The sequence below is a fragment of the Novosphingobium sediminis genome, assembly GCF_007991615.1.
In the GTDB taxonomy this organism is placed as follows: Bacteria; Pseudomonadota; Alphaproteobacteria; order Sphingomonadales; family Sphingomonadaceae; genus Novosphingobium; species Novosphingobium sediminis.
In genome coordinates, this window is record NZ_BJYR01000032.1 from 18,724 (window position 1) to 39,040 (window position 20,317).

The window sequence follows — 20,317 nt, forward strand, 5'->3', positions numbered from 1 at the left end:
GGGCACTATGTGATGAAATTTACCTCTCTCCTCGCCGCTGTAGCGATCGCAGCCTCAGCGGTCACGTATCCTGCTGCCGCGCTGGCGCATACGAAGGTTGTCGCCTCAACTCCGGCTGAGGGTGCAACCGTTGCCAGCGCTCGCACCGTTACACTGAGCTTCAGCGAAGCTTTGCTCCCGCCCACAGCAGCAGCTAGCCTCGTGATGACGGCCATGCCGGGCATGAAAGACCACGGCGAAATGGCGATCCGCAACTTCACCACCGCCTGGTCGAACGGCAACAAGACTATGACCCTGACCCTCGCTAAGCCGCTTGCCAAGGGGACCTATGAAGTGCGCTGGCAGGCCGCGGGGGCTGACGGTCACCGCATGAAGGGTACTTTGACGTTCACCATCGGGTGATCCGGTCGTGCAGAGCTTAGTCGAACCAGTCTTGCGGTTCACTCAATATGCGCTGCTCCTTGGCCTGTTCGGGTGGTCGGCATTTTGGATACTTGGCTTGCAAAGCCTCCACTGGCTGAAGTTTGAGCGTCAGCCGGTCTTCTTTGCCATTCTGACGGCTCTTGCGGCACCAGTGGCATCGTCGGCGCTCATGCTGATATCGATCGCTGCGATGATGGGTGTGTCCGTAGTGGCGCTTGACGGGCCCATGATCGAGATGATGATCTTCGGAACCGATATGGGCTATGCGTTCATTGCCCGAACGGGGCTGCTGGTGGTGGCGTTAGCTTTCCTTCTTACAATCAAACGCCGTGTTGCCTTGGTGTTTGCGGCAGGCTGCTTCGGTAGCGCCCTTTTGACCCTAGCCTGGAGTGGTCATGCCGCTGCCAGCGAGGGCGGAGTGGGGTTGGTCCATCGTCTCAATAACGGCATCCATTTGATCGGCGCGGGATTGTGGTTTGGTGCAATCGGGTGGTTTCTTTTCCTGACGTTTCAATGTCGTCAGGATCCGGATGGCATTCGGGCGCAAGCGGTGCTCAAAGAAATGCACGCCTTTGCACCACTGGGCGTAGCACTGGTGGCGGTTGTTGCGTTTACCGGGACTATAAACTCCCACCTAATTTTCGGCGTACAGAACCTGGCGATGACGCTTTACTCTTCCTACGGAATCCTGCTGGCAATGAAACTGGCTCTGGTCGCGGCTATGGTCGGTTTCGGAGCACATCATGCGCGCGTGAGCAGAAGCGCTTCACGAAGGATAGAAGGGGTCGCCTCGGGCAGCGCTCGAACTTTCTCTGCATTGCGCCGCACGCTTCTTGCGGAGTTCCTGCTGGGGATATTTGTAACCGGCTTGGTGGCAGTACTCGGCACAATGTCGCCGACGTTGATGTAAGGGGCCACCGATCCGCAAGGGAAGCGAATGTCCGCCAACCTAGCGTCAAGCAGTGCCAGTTGGATGGAAGGCGGTGATAATCGGGCATGGCCCCGCATCGTCGCCTGCGCAGGCTTCCGCCAGACGGACGAGCGCGCCGCGCATGGTCTGCAAGGTCGCGATCTTGTGATCAAGTGCATCGATGCGGCGGTTGGCAAGCTCATGCGCCGCCGAGCGGTCGGCAGTGTCCAGAGCCAGCAATGTCGCAATCTCGCCGAGAGTGAAGCCTGCCGTCTGTGCCGCGCGAATTGACCGCAGGCGGTTGAGATCATCGATGCCGTATCGGCGCGGCCCTTGTCCGCGCTCTGGTTCGATGAGGAGCCCGCGCCGCTGATAAAAGCGGATTGTCTCAACGTTCACGCCGCCAGCTCGGGCGAGTTCGCCAATTTTCATTAAAGTGCTTGATCCCGTACCATGGTACGGAATTTATAGCGGCAGCATTGCCTGCGAATCAAAGGAAAATCGCCAATGCTCCGATCTGCCAAATCCGCTGAGCTATTCCGCATGGTAATGCCCGGACACACTTGCCCGTACGGCTTGAAATCTAGGCACCTGCTGTTGTCGCGCGGTTACCAGGTGGAAGACCACCACTTGACCACGCGTGCGGAAACCGATGCTTTCAAGACCAAACACGGTGTGGTCACTACGCCGCAAACTTTCATCGATGGGCAGCGGATAGGCGGTCACGATGATCTCCGGCGCTTCTTCGGCCTGAGTGTCGCCGATCCTAATGCGACTTCTTATCGCCCGGTCATGACGCTGTTCGCTATGACTGCGCTCATGGCTATGGCGGTAGGTCAAGCTGCCGACGGCCACGCAATCAGTGTTCGCGTCGCCGAGTGGTTCATCGCTTTTTCTATGTGTGTCCTGGCACTACTCAAACTGCAGGATGTCGAAAAGTTTGCGACGATGTTTCTCAACTACGACCTGCTCGCGCAGCGCTGGATACCCTATGCTCAGCTCTATCCTTTCGCCGAGGGCCTAGCCGGCGTCCTTATGGTGGCAGGCGTTCTTCATTGGATCTCGATCCCTGTGGCACTGTTCATTGGTATGATCGGAGCAGTTTCGGTGTTTAAGGCGGTCTATATCGACCGCCGCGAACTCAAATGTGCCTGCGTTGGCGGATCGAGCAACGTGCCGCTTGGCTTCGTGTCGCTCACCGAAAACCTGATGATGATCGCAATGGCATTGTGGATGACCGTGAGGATGGTTACCTGACGGAGACGGCGGGCACGGTTCACGCTGGGGTTTGGCGCGCCGCTGAACAGCAACATTGGGCCATGCTCAGCAGCTTAACGGGAACCCGAAGGATACGTCGCCGAGCGGCGAAAAGCATACATTTTCAAAGCAACTTTATCATCGCTCTGATCAAAAAATTCAAATCCGCGAGCTGACTCGTGGGAATATTGAGAAAATGTATAGCAATGCCAACGCTGCCCCAATGCTGACGCCTTATGCTGGGCTATGCTCATTCGCCCCGCTATTGTCACCATTGTCCCTGCAATACTCCTGACCGCCTGCGGAAGCGGGCCTACCAAGCCAACCAAGGCTCCGGTTCACAGTGAAGCGATCGCCCACGAGACCGAGCTTGTCCGCCTGAAGCTGACGCCGGAAGCGCAGAAGCGGCTCGGGATTGTCACTGAGCGGATCGGGACGGGCACCGCATCGGCCATACGCATGACCAGTGGCGAAATCGTGATCCCGGCAGGCGTCGGCGGCGCGCCGATCAACTCCGCCAGCAATCTGCAACAGCTTGGCTTGCAGCAGGTCGCCGCTGATGGGGAACTTGCGCGGGCGGGGGCGCAGCTTGCCTTGGCGCGCGTCGCCTATGATCGTGCCTCGGCTCTGGTTGATGAGGAAGCGGGCAGCATTCGCGCGCGTGATGAGGCGACGGCGGCGCTTGGTGCGGCAAAGGCTGCTGCCGATGCGGCTGCGGCCCAGCGCCGCCTGCTCGGGCCATCGGTCGCAAGCCTTGGCAACCAGCGCTACGTCTGGGTGCGGGTGCCGGTGTTCGGAAGCGATCTTGCCGGGCTGCAACAAGGCCAGTCGGCGCTGATCTCACCGCTTGGGCAGGACGGCGCGAAACGCTCGGCCCGGCCAGTCGATGCGCCGCCATCGGCCAACGCGGTGGCGGGCACCGTGGATCTCTATTTCGCGCTCGACAATCGTGATCGGGCCTACCGTGTCGGCCAGCGGGTCAGCGTCGCGCTCCCGCTCGCTGGTGGGCAAAGCGAAGGGCTGTCCGTGCCGACCTCCGCGATTCTGCGCGACATCTATGGCGGCGAATGGGTCTATGCCAAGACCGAGGCCGACACTTATGTGCGCCAGCGGATCGAGGTGACAGCGACAGAAGGCGGCCGCGCGATCCTGTCGCGGGGCCTTCGTCCCGGAACAGTGGTGGTCACGGCAGGCGCTGCCGAGCTGTTCGGCACCGAGTTCGGGGTCGCACACTGATGCTGGCCTGGCTGGTTCGCTCGGCGCTCAAGCAGCGCGTGCTGGTGCTTGCGATGGCGGCGCTCTTGGTGGTGCTTGGCCTGCGCGCCTCTGCCGATGTGCCGCTGGATGTGTTCCCCGAGTTCGCTCCGCCTATCGTCGAGATCCAGACCGAAGCGCCGGGCCTGTCCACCGAGGAGGTCGAAAGCCTGATCACGGTGCCGATTGAAACCGCCGTCAACGGCGTGCCTGATCTGGCAACCCTGCGGTCGAAGTCGGTGCTAGGCCTCTCCTCGGTGACGATCCTGTTCGAGCGCGGCACCGATGTGATCCGCGCCCGCCAGTTGGTGCAGGAGCGTGTGGCGCAGGTGCAGGCGCGGCTGCCTGCCGCTGCCCGCCCGCCAGTCATGCTGCCGCCGCTGTCGTCCACGAGCCGGGCGATGAAGATCGGCATCTCGTCGAAAAAGCTCGATCAGATGCAGCTGTCCGAGCTGGTGCGCTGGACGATTCGGCCCAAGCTGATGTCGGTGCCGGGCGTCGCGAATGTCGCCGTCTGGGGTTATCGCGACCGGCAGTTGCAGGTGCTGGCCGATCCCGACCGGCTGCAAGCCTCGGGCGTCACGCTCGCCGAGCTGCGCGCGGCGACCGGCGATGCGGTGCTCGTTGGCGGCGGCGGCTTTGTTGATACGCCCAACCAGCGGCTGCCAGTACAGCAGGCGAGCGCGATCCAGACCGCCGATGATCTCTCCCGCACAGTCATCAAGATCGCGGGCGATGCGCCGGTGCGGGTGGGGGATGTCGCGCGAGTGACCGAAGGCTTTGTCGCTCCCATCGGAAACGCGATCATCGACGACGGCCCGGGCATCATGCTGATCGTCGAGAAGCAGCCCACCGGCAACACGCTCCAGCTGACCCGCGACGTCGAGGCGGCGGTCGAAGAGCTGCGGCCCGGCCTCAAGGATGTGAAGATCGACACCACGATCTTCCGCCCGGCAACCTTCATCGAGAAGTCGATCGACAACCTCACCCGCGCGCTGATGATCGGCTGCCTGCTGGTGGCGATCGTCCTGTTCGCCTTTACCCGCGACTGGCGGCAGGCGACGATCAGCCTGGTGGCGATCCCGCTGTCGCTGCTCGCGGCGGGCCTCGTGCTGCTGTGGAGCGGTGCGACGATCAACACGATGGTGATCGCGGGTCTGGTGATTGCCCTTGGCGAGGTGGTCGACGATGCAATTATCGATGTCGAGAACATCGCCCGCCGTCTGCGCCTGAACCGTGAGGCGGGCAATCCGCGCTCGGCCTTTGCCGTGGTGCTCTCGGCCTCGCTCGAAGTGCGCACGGCTGTGGTCTTCGCCTCGCTGATTGTGATGCTGGTGTTCCTGCCGATCTTCTTCCTTGGCGGGGTGGCGGGGACGTTCTTCCGGCCATTGGCGATTGCCTATGTGCTGGCGATTGCCGCCTCGCTGCTGGTCGCGCTGGTGGTGACGCCTGCGATGTGTCTGATGCTGCTGCCGAATGCGCCGATGAAGGAGCATCGCGACACGCGCTTTGTCGCCTCGCTCAAGCAGCGCTATCTCGGCGTCCTGCCCCGGCTGATCGACCGGCCACGACTTGCCATGGGCATTGTCGCGGGCGGCCTGCTGCTTTCCGGCGTGGGCTATCTGGGATTCAAGGACCAGTTCCTGCCCGACTTCCGCGAGACCGACTTCCTGATGCACTTCGTCGAGAAGCCGGGTGTGGGCATCGATGCGATGGACCGCATCACCATCCGCGCCTCGAAGGAGCTGCGCGCAATCCCCGGCGTACGCAACTTCGGGGCGCATATCGGGCGTGCCGAGGCTGCCGACGAGGTGGTGGGTCCGAACTTCACCGAGCTGTGGATCAGCCTTGACGACGAGGCCGACTACGACGCCAGCGTCGCCCGCATCAAAGAAGTGGTCGAAGGCTATCCCGGCCTTTACCGCGACGTGCTCACCTATCTGCGCGAACGTATCAAGGAGGTGCTCTCGGGCGCAGGCGCGACCGTGGTTGTGCGGATTTACGGCCCCGACCAAAACGAGCTGCGCGCCGCAGCCGAGCGGGTGCGCGGCAAGGTCGCCAGCATCCCCGGCGTCACCGATCTCAAGGTCGAACAGCAGGTGCTCGTGCCGCAGATCCAGATCCGTCCGCGCGCGGCCGATCTGGTCACGCTGGGCCTGACGCCCGGCGAAGTGCGGCGGCAAGCGCAGACGCTGGTGGCAGGCGAGAAGCTGGGCGAGATCTACCGCGATCAGAAGGCATTCGACGTTTCCTTGTGGGGCGAGCCGGCCATTCGCGGCGACCAGCACGCGCTCGCCGACCTGATGATCCAGACCCCGGTCGGCGCGCCGGTGCGCCTGCGCGATGTGGCCGACGTGGTGGTCGTGCCCGCGCCCAACGAGATCAAACGTCAGGACGGCCAGCGCCGCCTCGACGTTACGCTCAACATCAGGAGCGATGCCGATCTGGGCGCCGTGGCGCGCGGGGTCGAGGCAGCGGTGGGCGAGGTGCCCTTTGCCACGGGCTACCATCCCGAGATCCTCGGCGAGTATGCGGCGTTGAAGGAGTCCCGCGAACGGTTGTGGACTGTCGGCCTGCTCTGCCTTGTCGGCATCCTACTGCTCGTCTGGCTCGAGTTCCGCTCGGCCCGGATCACCGCGCTGGTCGGCCTCAGCCTGCCTTTCGCGCTGGTGGGCGGGGTGATCGGGGTTGCACTGACCGGCGGTGTGCTGTCGCTGGGATCGCTGGTCGGCTTCGTCACTGTGATCGGGATTTCGGCACGCAACGGGATCATGCTGCTCTCGCACTACGATCATCTGCGGCGGTTCGAAGGCGAGGCGTTCGGCCCGGCCCTGATCCTTCGCGGCGCGCAGGAACGTCTGGTGCCGATCCTTATGACCGCGCTGTGTGCGGGTCTTGCGCTGGTGCCGCTGGTGATTGCAGGCGACAAGCCGGGTCACGAGATCGAGCATCCCATGGCGATCGTTATCTTGGGCGGGCTCATTTCATCGACGGTGCTCAACCTGTTCCTGATGCCCGCACTCTATGGGCACTTCGGCAAGGACCGTCCCGCGTCCGAGCCCGAACTGGCGGAGGCGGTGGCATGAAGCGCTTTGTCCCCCTCGCGGCGCTGATGGTGACCGCCTGCGCAACCACGCCCCCACCTACGGCTACCAAGGTCGATCTCACGCTCGCTGCCGGGCCGTTCGCAAGCCTCCCGGTTGCCTCAATCGAGCCGGTGCCCGATGATTGGTGGCGGCTCTATGATGATCCTTTGCTTGACCGCCTGGTCGAATCCAGTCTTGCAGCCAATGCCGATCTCAGGGTGGCCTATGCCAATCTCGATGGCGCACGCGCGGCGCTGCGTCAGGCGCAAGCCGCCCGGTTGCCTCAGACCACCATCGAGAGCAGTCTCGGCATCGACAATCCCGCCAATCAGCCGAGCGCTTCGGGCAATGTGCCGACGACGGACTACGACTTGGGGGTAACCGCAAGCTGGGATGCGGACCTCTTCGGACGGCTCCGTTCGGGTGCTCTGGCCTCCCGTGCGGATGCCGAGGCGCAGGCAGCTGCGCTTGATGGGGTAAAGGTCGCGGTCGTCGCTGACACGGTTCTGGCCTATGTCGACTTGTGCGGAGCAAGCCGCAGCCTTGCCGTCGTGCAGGAACAGGTCGCGCTTCAGGACCACGCGCTGACAATCACCCGTAGTCAGCTGGCGGCAGGCGAGGTCTCCCCGCTGGAAGTCTCGCAAGCTGCCAACCTTGTCGCCACGACCAGGGCGGCCATTGCACCGCTGGAAGCCGCGCAGGCCAATGCGCGCTACCGCCTCGCTACGCTCGCAGGTCGTCCGGCAGGAGAGGCCCGCACCAACCCTGTGACCTGCACCGCGCCGCCGAAACCGCGCACTGCGGCTCCCGTCGGTGATGGCACCGCCTTGCTGCTGCGCCGCCCTGATATTCGCGAGGCCGAGCGCCGCCTTGCTGCCGCCACTGCGAGAATCGGTGTTGCGCGAGCCGATCTCTACCCCCGCATCAACCTTGGCGGGGCGCTGGGGCTGTTGAGCGGAGGGCTGGTGGCGACCGGTTCGCCGCTGGTGAGCTGGGCCTTCCCCAATCAGGCCCCGGCCCGCGCACGTATCGAACAGGCCGAGGCGACCGAGCGGGCAGCGCTGGCCGGATGGGATGTGGCGGTCCTCCGGGCGCTGCGCGATGTCGAGACGGCTCTTGCGGCCTATGATGGGGAAGTGCGCCGCAACCGCGCGCTGACCGAGGCCCGCGACGAAGGACGCCTCTACGCCCGCCGCGCCGAGGCGCGCGTCAGGCTTGGCGATGCGGCACCACTCCTGCGGATCGACGCCGACCGCACGCTGGCCCAGGCCGAGCTGTCGCTCGCGCAATCCGAACTCGCCGTTGCGCAGGCGCAGGTGGCGCTGTTCCGGGCGCTTGGCGGTGGCTGGCGCAGCGGTGCTAAGCCGCTAGAATGATCGCATGAGAATCCTGATCGTCGAGGACGACGCTGATACCAACCAGTTCATCGCCCGCGGCTTGGCCGAGTTGGGCCATCAGGTGGTGACCAGCGGCGACGGGCGCGATGGGTTGTTCCATGCGACCGATGGCGGGTTCGATGCCATGGTGGTCGACCGGATGCTGCCGGGGCTGGATGGCCTCGCGTTGGTCAAGGCCCTGCGCGCTGCCGGAAACATGACCCCGGTGCTGATGCTCACCGCCGTCAGCGGGATTGCCGACCGGGTCGAAGGGCTCGAAGGCGGGGCGGATGATTATCTGGTGAAGCCCTTTGCCTTTACCGAACTGGCTGCCCGCCTCCATGCGCTGGGGCGTCGGCCATCAGCGGCAGCGGAGCCTGCGCGGTTGACGGCAGGTGACATCGTGCTCGATCTGCATCGCCGGACCGTCACGCGCGCAGGCCGCAAGATTGCGCTCCAGCCCCGCGAGTTCACACTTCTGGCCGAACTGATGCGCAACCCTGGCCGGATCATGACCCGCACCATGCTGCTCGAACGGGTGTGGGATTTCGACTTCGACCCCAAGACCAATATCGTCGAGACCCATCTCAGCCGGTTGCGCTCTAAACTCAACGCCGGGTTCGACAGCGACCCGATCGAGACCGTGCGCGGCGCGGGCTATCTCATCAGGGACGGCGGATGAAGCGCTGGTGGCGCGGTACGTTCGGCCTCGTGGCGGCAGTGGCCTTGGGCTTTGCGCTGGCGACGCTCGTGATCGGCGTGGTCGTTTTCGAATCGACACACGAGGCGCTTGAGCTTCAGCTTGATCACCGCATTGCCATCGAAACGCAGGCATTGATCGATGAAGGGCAGGACGGGCATGAGGGCGTGGCCGCTGCCATCCGCCGACGCGAGGCGGCGAGCAGCACGGCAAGTCTCGGCTATCGGCTCGTCGATGCGGCGAACGCGCCCATAGCTGGAGCGCTCGATGCGACCGTTCCGTCGCAGCCCGGATATGTGGAGCTGCTGCCCTACAAGGCGGATGGAGAGGAGCGTATTGCGCAGTCACTGACGACCGACCTCCCAGGGGGATACCGGCTGCTTGTCGCCGCCGATCGTGCCGCTATCGACGAGATGGACAAGCGTTTCATTCTCCTGTTTCTCGGAGCCTTTGGCGCAATGCTGCTGCTGGGTATCGCTGCCGCCTGGCTGGTGGGCCTTGTCACGCGGCGGCGTCTCGCTCGCATCGATCAGACTGCCACTGCGATCATAGCGGGCGATCTATCGCGGCGCGTGCTTTTGGCCGGCAGCGGCGATGAGTTTGACGGCGTGGCCACGACGCTCAACCGGATGCTCGACCGGATCGTTGGGCTGATGGAGAACCTGCGCCAGGTCTCCAGCGATGTCGCTCACGATCTGCGGACCCCCTTGACCAGACTGCAAAATCGGCTCGACGAGGCCTTGCGTGAGCGCAACCCCGAGCTGCAACGCGAGGCCATCGAGGCAGCAGCGAGCGAAGCGAGCGAGCTATTGGAGGTCTTTTCGGCCCTGCTGCGGATTGCGGAGGTCGAAGGCTTGGCAGCACGGGCGCATTTCCAGACTGTTGATCTGAGCGCGGTAGTGACCGATGTGGCTGAGGTCTTCCGGCCAGCGCTGGAGGGCAGCGGCCTCCAGCTAGTCACCAGCATCGCGCCCGACCTGACTGTGTCCGGCGATCGCAGGCTACTGCAGCAGATGCTGATGAACTTGCTCGACAATGCTGCGCAGCACACACCAGCGGGGACGACCGTCTGCATCACCCTTGAAAGCACCCGGGACGTTACCAGCCTCGCAGTGACTGATGACGGGCCGGGGGTCAGCGAGAAGCAGGCGCCCGAACTCTTCAATCGGTTTGCGCGGGGCGACCGTAGCCGATCAACGCCCGGCCATGGTCTGGGGCTGGCGATGGTTGCGGCAATCGTTTCTGCTCATTCTGGCAAGGCCACCATTGCCCCCAGGCCTGGCTTCGGCGTCCACATATCACTGTAGCTCAACCCATCCAGCGCATCAGTCAGTGGTTTTGTCTCCACGTGACAGAGTTCTCTGCGGAACAAAAATGATCAAAAGGATGATTGCGACAATGAGCGCCGCAGATCCGGCGGAACGGCTGAGTTCAAGACCTCCACTTGCAAGCGGCTTGTCGAGAAAGTCGCCCACCGTCGCGCCAAGTGGGCGTGTCAGAATGAAGGCGGCCCAGAACAGTGCAACTCTGCTGACGGCGGTTTGCCAGTAGAGCAGTGCCAGAATGACCAGCGCCAGGCCAAACAATGAAGCGGCGCCGAGATATCCGAGCGGCCCATCAGCCACCCAATCGCCCAACGCTGTGCCCAAGGTCTGCGACAAGGTGATTGTCACCCAGTAGAACACTTCTGTGCCCGGTGCATGAATGTCAGCGACGTTGATCGAGCCTTCCGTCTGGTACCAAAGCAGGAGACTCGCCAGCACCATCCCCAGCAACAGCAGGGATCCTCCGGGATAGCCGATGCCGATCGAGCGGGTTGCGAAGTCGGCCATCGTCGTGCCCGCTGTCGTGGATGCGATGATAGTGGACCAGTAGAGCCAAGGATGAAACCGGAGGGAGCGTATCTGCGTCGCCACGAGCACAACAAGTGCGGTCAAGAAAATCGCGGTTCCCACGAGATAACCATTGAGACCACCCTGACCGGCCGTGGCGGTCGTTTCTCCCAGCCAGCTCATGCTCACGGTGTCGCCGGCGGTTTCGCCGAAGGTGGTTGCAAGGATCTTGATGATCCAGAAGCCCAACGTAATCGCTGGCACCTTGCTCAGGGCTGCGTACTGAGACGACTTCATGACGGACCTCGTGTCGTAGAGAAGGGAGCCTAGCAGCCTCGGACGGTGAACCCGTGGTGAATATCAACCCTTCACCCCGTTTCCTCGAAGAATTTGAGGTAGCTCGAACTAGGCAGTATCGTTCTGCTATGACGATGCCGGTCGCCGGGTGACTTGAGCGAGCCACAAATTGGCCTCTCAATCAGCTGACGGGCTAGGCTTTTAGCCAAATTGTTGTGCTACAGAATCCAGGCCGTCCGAAACAATGGACTTGGATAGATTAACCCCGGCGTCACTCGCATGTGACGCCCAATCGGCGAGTGCTGCGCGAACATCGTCAATGATGGCCGCCACACGTTTTGTTGGAATTCCGTGGCTCTTCGCAAGCGTCTCGACATGCTCTCGCGTGATGGTTCGCCCTTCGCCCAGAACAGCCATGTAATGCTCGCCGCCCGGGCCATTCGAGAACGTGAGGTCAAAGGCAGGCGCGAGCCGCCAATCTCCCCGAAGATCCATCAGGTAGGCGTGCTGGCGAACATGATCATCGCGATTTCGCGCGAGCACGTTGAATACCATGCGGCGGAAGGCCTGCTCCACGTCCGCCATGCTGTGAGTGATGGCCAATGTCGCCTTCAGGAACCCGTCGTAGTCGACGCTGGGCATATGCGGCGAGGCTTCGAGCACCCCGCCCAAGCTCACCATGTGAAGCCTCTGGCCTGGCACTGGTCGATCGAAACGCCTTGTCGCGAAATGGCCCGACCCGGTCGCCGACGGGATCAACCGAGTCTCAGCCATATCAATCCCCGCGGCGCGGGCCATCCGGGCGTAGGCCTCCTCCAACTGCCCGATATCGGCGGGGTCGTTCGTCGCTGCAAACTTGACTATCCATTCCTCACCAGCACTCTTGTTTCCCGCTCCGGCCAGCTCGTCTCCGGCTGACAGGTTCCCGGCTGCGTCGATCGCCACATGGACTTTCGGCCGCGCGCCGCCCGAGCCGCCGCCCAGACGAGTGAGCAGCGCCTCCAGCTCTGTCTCCTCGCCGAGCAGAACGTGGCGGGATTCATCGGCCAAAGCATCGAGGTCGATAGTACTTGAAGCCTCACCATCAAGCGTTTCGGGCTGAAAGACCAGGGCGCCCCGACCTTTCGTGCCAACCAGGGCGAGCCGGTCGACCGCATTGAGGTCTTCGAACCGGTGACCCATTTTTTGAAGCCGCCGCTTCAACAAGAGCATGCCCCAGGCATCGGGCAGGCAGTCCGACAGGAAACCATGGAGGCCATCGAAGGTCCGGCTGCGGGCGGGGTGCAGGCCCGGCTCAGCCGGATAGTGCAGCGGGGAGATTGGCATTCTTTCCGCGATGACATCTGCCGACCATTCGAGCTGAGCAAGTCCTCTACCCATCGCCAGCCTGCCGACCGAGCGCGGCGCGGTAGTCTCATCGGTCAGCAGCCCAACCGCTAAAGGCGTTCCCGGAGCCAGCTTCATGACCTTGTCCCGCTGGCACGCTTGCGCTGCGGCTTGGCAGCCTGGCGCTGCTGCGCAAGAAGCTCGTCCATGCTGCTTGCCGCAATCTCAGGGAACAGCGTGACAATGCCCTCGTCGCAGCGCAGTGCGATGGCAGCGCGCACCAGGTCTTCGATGGAAGCCCGGCCTTCGGCCTCCATCCGCCGCCATGTTCTGTGGGCCACGCCGGCTTTGGCGGCTGCCGCTTGCTGTGTAAGATCAAGGGCCAGGCGGCGGGCCTTGATCCGCTTGCCGAGGCTTGTCAGCTGATCCTGTAGCGTAAGTAGCATGGGCCATATATGGCCGTCAAACTTCTTAAAGTCAAATTATAGGCCATATATGGCCGATGAAAGACCCCTAGCGGAACTTCGGTTCACTCTTCAGGTGTAGTTCCGAGGCTCCGCGCTGCCAAGCCAGAAGGGGAGGGGGATGCTCTGATGCGCATCAGCATCAGGAGCAGCGCATGACCGATCTTTTCACCCAGTTCGACACCCGCCTTGATCAGGCCATCGACGAAGTCGCGCTGGAGCTTGCCAGTGGATCGCTGAGCAAGAATACGCTCTTCAGCGTCATGAAAAACCTCTACGGAGGTAGCTCGGCTGAAGGCCGCTGGGCACAGCGCGATGCCTATGACCTCCTCGAAGCAGGGGTGACCCGTCACCTGCTAAGGTCAGCCGGTCCGGTGCGCCTGGACGACATTACTGCTTTGAGCCTTCTGGTTGAGGAGCTGCCAACCCATACCGTCAGGAGCGAAGACCAGATCCGGTTTCAGCAGTTCTCTACGCCTGCCGATCTCGCGGCACTCGCGACCTTCCTCGCGCAGCCCCGGCCAGACGATATCGTGCTGGAGCCGAGTGCGGGACACGGGGCGCTTGTGGCCAGCCTGCCGACGGTCAGGCAACTGCACCTCAATGAACTTGATCCCAAACGCCGTGAGAAGCTCGCTCTGCTTTTCAAGCATGCCGAGCTTACCGGGATCGACGCTGCGATGCTGGCATCCGCGCTGGATCCCTCGCTGCGCCCCAGCCTGATTCTGATGAACCCCCCATTTTCCCGATCGGAGGGCCGGGGCGTCGACCAGTTCGCAGCGGTGCGACATCTGCGCGCCGCGCTCGGTAGACTGGCTCCTGGTGGTAGACTTGTGGCGGTCATGCCGGACTGGTTCACCACCAGCGCCAAGCTTTCGAAAATCTATGACCAGACATTCGAGAACTGCACAGTGCAAACAGCTTGCCGCCTTGCCAGATGTTATCACAAGCAGGGCACGAGCGTGCCGGTTCGCCTCTATGTGATCGACAAGGTCCCCGGAAACATCCGTCCTGCGATCCTTGCCCGATCGACCGTCGCAGAGATTGCCGGGGCGATCACAGTGGTGAAGCGGGCAGTCGGTCCTTGCGAGCTTTCACCAATTTCCGCACGGCAGCAGACCAAGCCAGGCACGCTGTTCAAGGCGATGCGCACCAGTGTAAAGGCGCCTGCGGCAAAGCCGCGGGTGATCGAAGCGCCATCGGTATCGCCGCTCGTTATTCGCCGTCTGGAAACGCCTCGGCCTCTGGGCGAGCAGGCCGGGGTCTATCTGCCCTACCGCCCAAGCCGGATCGACATTGAAGGCGCAAAAGCGCACCCGACCCCGCTCGTGGAAAGCGTGGCCATGGGCTCCATCCCCGCGCCGGTGCCTGAGTATTGCCCCAGCCTGCAGGACCGCATCCTCAAAGAAAGCCTGCTTTCAGAAGCGCAGCTTGAGACCGTGATCTATGCCGGCAATGCCTGGCAGCAGTATCTACCCGGCCTGTTCGTCCCCGCGGATGAGGGTGTCGCTCTCACTCTGGCTGAAGACGGACACTGCTACCGCAAGGGCTACTTCCTCGGTGATGGCACTGGCGCGGGCAAAGGCCGGCAGATTGCCGCCTGCATTCTCGACAATTGGTTGGCCGGACGCCGCAAGGCGATCTGGGTATCCAAGAACGAGAGCTTGCTCGAAGATGCGCGGCGGGACTGGAGCGCGATCGGCGGGATGCCTGCCGACATTCAACCACTCTCCAGCTGGAAGATCGATCAGCCGGTACCCTTCCGTGAGGGGATCCTCTTCGTAACCTATCCCACGCTGCGCAGTCAGAGGCAGGATGCGACCCGTCTCAGGCAATTGCTGGACTGGGCTGGGGCGGATTTCGAAGGCGTCATCGCCTTTGACGAAAGCCATGAAATGGGCGGTGTCGCCGGAGGGGAGGGCGCTCGCGGGAGCAAATCTGGCTCCCAACAGGGTATCGCCGGCGTCATGCTCCAGAACCATCTGCCCAAGGCCCGCGTGCTCTATGCCTCGGCGACCGGGGCCTCTGAAGTCAACAATCTCGCCTATGCGGTGCGGCTCGGCCTCTGGGGGCCAGGAACCGCCTTCGCCAACCGCGAGGACTTCATCAGCCAGATCAGGGCAGGGGGCATCGCTGCCATGGAGCTGGTGTCGCGTGACCTTAAGGCCCTTGGGCTGTACCAGGCCCGCGCGCTGAGCTTTGCCGGGGTCGAGTACGAGATCCTCAAGCATGACCTGACGGCCCAGCAGATCGCGGTGTACGACACCTATGCGGATGCCTGGTCGATGATTCACCAGAACATGGAGGAGGCGCTGGCTCTTACCGGCGTGGTCGACGACATCGATGGCAGCACGCTCAACGGCGGTGCGAAGGCTGCAGCGCGCAGTCGCTTTGAGAGCACCAAGCAGCGCTTTTTCAACCAGCTGCTGCTTTCGATGAAGCTCCCGACCCTGATCAGCGCCATCAATCACCACCTCGACCAGGATGACGTGGTGGTGGTCCAGTTGGTCTCGACCGCCGAAAGCATCCTCGATCGACGGCTCGACAGCCTTTCACCCGAGGAGCGAGCCGAACTCGACCTTGATCTCAGCCCGCTTGATGCGGTGATTGAATACCTCGAGCGCGCCTTCCCCACCCAGCAAATGACGCTCTATACCGAAGACACCGGCGCCACCCGTTCGACCCCGATGTTCGACGAGGACGGCCGTCCCGTGCACAATCAGGCTGCGATTGCCCGGCGAGCCGAGCTGATCGAGCATCTCTGCGCGATGCCGCCGATCAAGCCGGCCCTCGACGGCATCATCGAACACTACGGAACGGACAAGGTCGCAGAAGTCACCGGGCGCACAAAGCGCCTCATTACCCAGGCTGATGGCAACCAACGCCTCGAAACCCGCTCTCCGCGAACGAACCAATCGGAGATCGACCAGTTCATGGATGGCCGCAAGCCCATTCTCGTCTTCAGCGATGCAGGCGGAACGGGGCGCTCCTACCATGCCAGCCTTGACGCAGCCTGCCAGCAGCGCCGGGTGCATTTCCTGCTCGAGCCGGGTTGGCGCGCTGACCGGGCCATCCAGGGCCTCGGCCGCACCCACCGCACCCATCAGGCGAACACACCCCTGTTCAGGCCGGTCACGACCAACTGCAAAGGTGAGCTACGCTTCACTAGCACGATCGCGCGGCGCCTCGACAGCCTTGGAGCATTGACGCGCGGCCAGCGCCAGACCGGCGGCCAGAATCTGTTCGATCCGGCGGACAATCTCGAAAGCCCTTATGCCAAGGCGGCGCTCACCAGCTGGTTCGGCCTTCTCGCAGAGGGAACGCTGAAGAGCGTGACCTTGTCTGACTTCGAGCGACGCAGCGGATTGACGATCGTCTCCCAGGACGGCGTGCTCGAAGAAGACCTTCCCCCGATCCAGCGGTGGCTCAATCGCATTCTTGCACTGCCGATCGGCACGCAGAATGCGATCTTCGACGAGTTTCTTGGGCTCGTAGAGGCGCGGGTTTCCGCGGCGCGGGAGGCCGGCTCTCTGGATGTCGGCGTCGAAACGATTCAGGTCGAAAGTGCCGAAGTCATCGAAGATATTGTGCTGCGGACGGACGCACGGACCGGGGCGACCTCGCACCTTCTCCAGCTCGCCCTCAGGACGCGTGCCCGGCCAATGACGTTAGAACGGGTAAAGCAGCGCCTCGACCTTTCGGACGGGTGCATGCTCATGCACAACACTAAGAGTGGCAGGGCAGCGCTGGCCGAACCGTCCCGGCACTTCATGACGGATCGGGGCGAGCTGATCCGCCGCGTCATTCTCCACCGACCGCTACGCCGCGAATACCATCATCTTGATGATCTCGCAGAGTCTGCTTGGGCGGAGTGCTCTCGGGAGACCTTCGAGCAGCTCTGGTGTGCCGAGGTTGCCGAGTTGGCCGAGAAGCTGACAACCGAGAAGATCTACCTCGCCACAGGACTGCTGTTGCCGATCTGGTCGAGCCTTCCCATCGAATATCTGGAGGTTCGGCGAATTGTCGATGAGGAGGGACGCAGCTGGCTCGGCCGCATCGTTCACGAGCTCGACGTCGCAAACCTTCTGCAGAAGTTCGATATTACCTCGAGTGTCGAACTCACGCAGCAAACGATCCTCAAGGCGCTCGGAGAGCACCGGACCATCCCTATCAAGCAACCGTTTGAGGCCACCATCAAGTCGTCGCGGGTCGCCAACGAGCAACGCTACGAGATCGTCGGCGCCCCTGTCGACCAGCTGCCCTGGTTGAAGAGCATCGGCTGCTTCACCGAGATCATTTCGTTCCGCACACGGGTGTTCATTCCGACAAGGGCGGCGGAGGCCGTGCTGGCTGCGCTCCTGATGCGCTGATGCGGGGCAGCGCCGAAGGCCTTGAACCCATGGCGACTGCGACCAGTGCAGGGACTCGTCGGTGCATGGACCCGACAAACAAGGGGAGGGGGAGGGGATCTGTGCCCCGGTGATGGCCGGGAGCAGATCAGGAGTGACCGAGATGCTGATTCCCTTTTCCAAGCTCTATCTGAGCGATGCGAACGTGCGCAAAACACGCAACGACCAAGAAGATGCGCAGCTTTCTGCGGACATCGAGGCCCGCGGCCTCTTGCAGAACCTGCTGGTGACCAAGAGCAAGAAGCGCGGCCAGTATGCGGTGATCGCAGGCGGCCGCCGTCTGCGCGCCATCGGCATGATCATCGATCGCGGTGCCTGGGCAGCGGATGCTGAAGTCGAATGCAAGCTGCTCGAGGGTAGCGAAGAAACCGCGGGCGAAGCCTCGCTCGCCGAGAACTTCCAGCGGGTCGGCATGTCTCCGGCTGAAGAATGCCGTGCCTTCCAGCACTTCATCAAAGAAGGCAGCGATATCGCGGCCGTGGCGAAGCGCTTCGGACTCACCCAGCGGTTCGTCGAAGGCCGCCTGCGCCTTGCCAATCTGGCAGCGCCGATCTTCGAGGCACTCGCCGCTGGCGACATCACCCTCGAAATCGCCAAGGCCTATGCCGCCACGGACCAGCATGAAGTGCAGATGCGCGTCTTCGATCAGATGCGCCATGCCTACAACCCCAGCGCCGACGCCATTCGCCGCATGGTCGCTACCGGCTCCATGCGCGGCAATGACCCTATCGCGCTTCTCATCGGCGAAGATGCCTATGTGGCTGCCGGCGGAAAGGTCGAGCGCGATCTGTTCAGCGATGCGGGCGAAGATCGCTGGATCGATATCGAAATCGCGCACAGGCTCGCCTCCGAGAAGATGGAAGCTGAAGCCCAGCGCCTCACGGCCGAGACCGGACTCGCCTGGATCAGCCCCGTGGCCGCAAGCAACTCCTGGCAGGCGCGCAGCGAGATGGGCGTGTCCGCTGTCCGGCTCCCGCCTATGCCCCTCACTGAGGCGGCAAGAGCCCGCATTGACGAGATCGACGCCAGGATCGACGAGATCAGCGCAATCTTCGATGAAGGTGACGACCAGGACGACGTCGACTTCGGGAAGCTCGAGGCCGAGTACGAGGCGCTCGATGCCGAACGCAGCGACCTCAATAATCCGGTCCGTGAGCTGCCCGAAGAATGGCGCGGTGAAGTCGGGCGCTTCCTCGTGCTCACCACCCGCGGCGAGATGGTTCTCGAGGCAGATTACTACAGCGAGAAGCGGTTGTCGTTCGAGACCGATGACCACGGCAATGTGACCGCGACGGCAGAAGAGCCGGCACCGACCTCCGGGGGCCGCGCAAGCGGTACTCCCGCACGGCCTGAAGCCATCGCACCCGGAAGCGAGAAGCCGATCAGCGCGAGGCTATTCGACGAGCTCGCCGTTCAGCGCCGCAATATCCTGTCGGCTTGCCTGCTCGGCGATCCGGGGCTTGCCCTCGATTTCGCTATCTTCGCGCTCGCGGACAATCGCAGCTATGAGGGGAAGGGCACCTCGATCAAGGCGGGACGGCCGAGCGATCCTGCGACCGGCGAGGTTCCGCAATCAGCGGCAGAGGGCATTCTTGCCGAGGCAGAGGAAGGTCTCGACAAGGCGTGGCAGGAGCAGACCAGCGTCGCGGCCCGTTTCATCGCCTTCCGCGACCTCGAAGACGATGCCAAGGCGGCCTGGCTTGCCTATGCGGTGGCGCTCTCGCTCGAGGCGAAGAAGGGCTACGGATCCGAATATCATCCGGTCCATGCCGTGCTCGGGTTGATGCTCGATGTCGACGTTGCGGCTCTGTGGCGGCCGACTGCCGAGAACTTCTTCGACCGGGTAAGCAAAACCTCCTGTCTGGCCGCGCTGACCGAGGTTGGCGGAAGTGACCTTGCAGCGCGCTATGCGGCGTCCAAAAAGGCGGACCTCGCCAAGACCTGCGAGACGATCTTCGCCGGCAAGGCGATCATCGAGCAGGAGGTCAAGGAAGCTGCCCTTGCCTGGCTGCCCGAGGCCATGAAGTTCAGCACGGCCGCGCCCGGGGGCGTGCAAGGCGCTGATCCCGAGGTCTCTGACGACGGCGAGGCCGATATCGACGCAGTCGATGGGGCGGACGCGCTGCCTGATGCCGAAGAGCAGCCCGAAGGCGCCGCCGAAGACACGACGGTGGCTGCCTGAAGGGCTCACCCTCCTCCTGATGTCCTCCCCCTGATGTAATGGCCCGGTCGCTCACTCGAGTGGCCGGGCCTTCGTCTTCCAAGAAGGGAAACGCCGATGCGCCGCGGACCAAAGCGCGATGTCGCGCAGGAAATTACCAATCTCATCATTGCACGGATCGAGGCCGGCACACTGCCCTGGCGGCGGCCATGGAAAAAGACCGGGTCGGGTGGCGCGCCTCTGCGTGCTGGCGGATTGCCCTACACCGGGATTAATCGCCTCTATCTCTGGGCGGTCGCCGACTGCCTCGGATATGCTTCGCGCTACTGGATGACCTATCGTCAGGCTCAGGAACTGGGCGGGCAGGTGCGCAAAGGTGAGACGGCCGAGCCGAGCATCTATTTCAACAGCACGAGCAAGACCGACGTTGATCAGGCGACTGGCGAGGAGACGTCGAAAACCATCCGGTTCATGCGGTCCTACAGCGTCTTCAACGCCTCGCAGATCGAAGGCCTTCCGTCGCATTTCTATCCCAGTCCGGTCCCCGATGCACCGCCGACGCCCTCTGTGAAGGCAGCAGCCATCCAAGCCTTCTTTGCGCCGATCCCTGCGGACATCCGTCATGGCGGCGACCGTGCATTCTTCTCGCCGGGCGGAGACTACATCCAGCTTCCCGAGCGGGGCGCGTTCCGCACCGAAGACGGATATGTCGCCACCAAAGCCCACGAACTCGGACACTGGAGCGGGCACCCCTCGCGGCTTGCGCGCACGTTCGGCAAGCGGTTCGGCGACAAGGCCTATGCCTTCGAGGAACTGGTTGCC

The 20,317-nt window shown here is 63.1% G+C and carries 15 protein-coding genes; 11 read left to right on the forward strand and 4 right to left on the reverse strand.

Annotated features, from left to right (window positions below; all coding sequences use genetic code 11):
- Positions 1-12 precede the first annotated feature (12 nt).
- Together copC and NSE01_RS19580 are read left to right on the forward strand one after the other, a co-directional pair.
- Complete coding sequence (gene copC, locus NSE01_RS19575) at positions 13-402, forward strand: copper homeostasis periplasmic binding protein CopC (protein WP_147161287.1); 390 nt, start codon at positions 13-15, stop codon at positions 400-402.
- A gap of 7 nt (positions 403-409) precedes the next feature.
- The gene (locus tag NSE01_RS19580; RefSeq protein WP_147161288.1) at positions 410-1,333 is read left to right on the forward strand and encodes a CopD family protein; all 924 of its coding nucleotides are present in this window, start codon (positions 410-412) and stop codon (positions 1,331-1,333) included.
- Positions 1,334-1,378: 45 nt separating this feature from the next.
- Here NSE01_RS19580 and NSE01_RS19585 read toward each other — a convergent pair whose 3' ends face one another.
- Positions 1,379-1,765: a MerR family transcriptional regulator gene (locus tag NSE01_RS19585; RefSeq protein ID WP_147161289.1), complete on the reverse strand. Its 387-nt coding sequence runs from the start codon at positions 1,763-1,765 to the stop codon at positions 1,379-1,381.
- 75 nt (positions 1,766-1,840) lie between these two features.
- Between NSE01_RS19585 and NSE01_RS19590 the strand changes: the two genes are divergently transcribed.
- From NSE01_RS19590 to NSE01_RS19615, 6 genes are all read left to right on the forward strand, one after another.
- Positions 1,841-2,590 carry a glutaredoxin family protein gene (locus tag NSE01_RS19590; RefSeq protein ID WP_147161290.1) on the forward strand — a complete coding sequence of 250 codons (750 nt, stop codon included), beginning with the start codon at positions 1,841-1,843 and terminating at the stop codon, positions 2,588-2,590.
- Between the two features lie 246 nt (positions 2,591-2,836).
- Positions 2,837-3,826, forward strand: a complete 990-nt coding sequence (locus tag NSE01_RS19595) for an efflux RND transporter periplasmic adaptor subunit (protein WP_246135297.1) — start codon at positions 2,837-2,839, stop codon at positions 3,824-3,826.
- Positions 3,826-6,930 (forward strand): efflux RND transporter permease subunit, encoded by a 3,105-nt coding sequence (locus tag NSE01_RS19600; protein ID WP_147161291.1) that lies wholly within the window; start codon positions 3,826-3,828, stop codon positions 6,928-6,930. The genes NSE01_RS19595 and NSE01_RS19600 overlap by 1 nt, the downstream gene beginning before the upstream one ends.
- Positions 6,927-8,306: an efflux transporter outer membrane subunit gene (locus tag NSE01_RS19605; protein ID WP_147161292.1), complete on the forward strand. Its 1,380-nt coding sequence runs from the start codon at positions 6,927-6,929 to the stop codon at positions 8,304-8,306. Before NSE01_RS19600 ends, NSE01_RS19605 begins: the two co-directional genes overlap by 4 nt.
- Positions 8,307-8,310: 4 nt before the next feature.
- The gene (locus tag NSE01_RS19610) at positions 8,311-8,988 is read left to right on the forward strand and encodes a response regulator transcription factor (RefSeq protein ID WP_147161293.1); all 678 of its coding nucleotides are present in this window, start codon (positions 8,311-8,313) and stop codon (positions 8,986-8,988) included.
- 38 nt (positions 8,989-9,026) lie between these two features.
- On the forward strand, positions 9,027-10,313 hold the full coding sequence (locus tag NSE01_RS19615) for a sensor histidine kinase (RefSeq protein WP_246135299.1): 1,287 nt from the start codon (positions 9,027-9,029) through the stop codon (positions 10,311-10,313).
- Between the two features lie 18 nt (positions 10,314-10,331).
- Here the strand turns inward: NSE01_RS19615 and NSE01_RS19620 are convergent, their stop codons facing one another.
- From NSE01_RS19620 to NSE01_RS19630, 3 genes are all read right to left on the reverse strand, one after another.
- Entirely contained in the window at positions 10,332-11,135 is an 804-nt protein-coding gene (locus NSE01_RS19620; RefSeq protein ID WP_147161295.1) for a COG4705 family protein, read from the reverse strand.
- 201 nt (positions 11,136-11,336) lie between these two features.
- Entirely contained in the window at positions 11,337-12,599 is a 1,263-nt protein-coding gene (locus tag NSE01_RS19625; protein WP_147161296.1) for a type II toxin-antitoxin system HipA family toxin, read from the reverse strand.
- On the reverse strand, positions 12,596-12,907 hold the full coding sequence (locus NSE01_RS19630; protein ID WP_147161297.1) for a helix-turn-helix domain-containing protein: 312 nt from the start codon (positions 12,905-12,907) through the stop codon (positions 12,596-12,598). The genes NSE01_RS19625 and NSE01_RS19630 overlap by 4 nt, the downstream gene beginning before the upstream one ends.
- Before the next feature lie 173 nt (positions 12,908-13,080).
- Here NSE01_RS19630 and NSE01_RS19635 point away from each other — a divergent pair, with 173 nt between their 5' ends.
- The 3 genes from NSE01_RS19635 to NSE01_RS19645 all read left to right on the forward strand — a co-directional run.
- Positions 13,081-17,295: a strawberry notch-like NTP hydrolase domain-containing protein gene (locus NSE01_RS19635; RefSeq protein WP_147161298.1), complete on the forward strand. Its 4,215-nt coding sequence runs from the start codon at positions 13,081-13,083 to the stop codon at positions 17,293-17,295.
- Positions 17,296-17,437: 142 nt separating this feature from the next.
- Complete coding sequence (locus NSE01_RS19640) at positions 17,438-19,516, forward strand: ParB/RepB/Spo0J family partition protein (RefSeq protein WP_147161299.1); 2,079 nt, start codon at positions 17,438-17,440, stop codon at positions 19,514-19,516.
- 96 nt (positions 19,517-19,612) lie between these two features.
- Positions 19,613-20,317: ArdC family protein (locus NSE01_RS19645; RefSeq protein WP_147161300.1), on the forward strand; the 705-nt coding region annotated here is incomplete at its 3' end.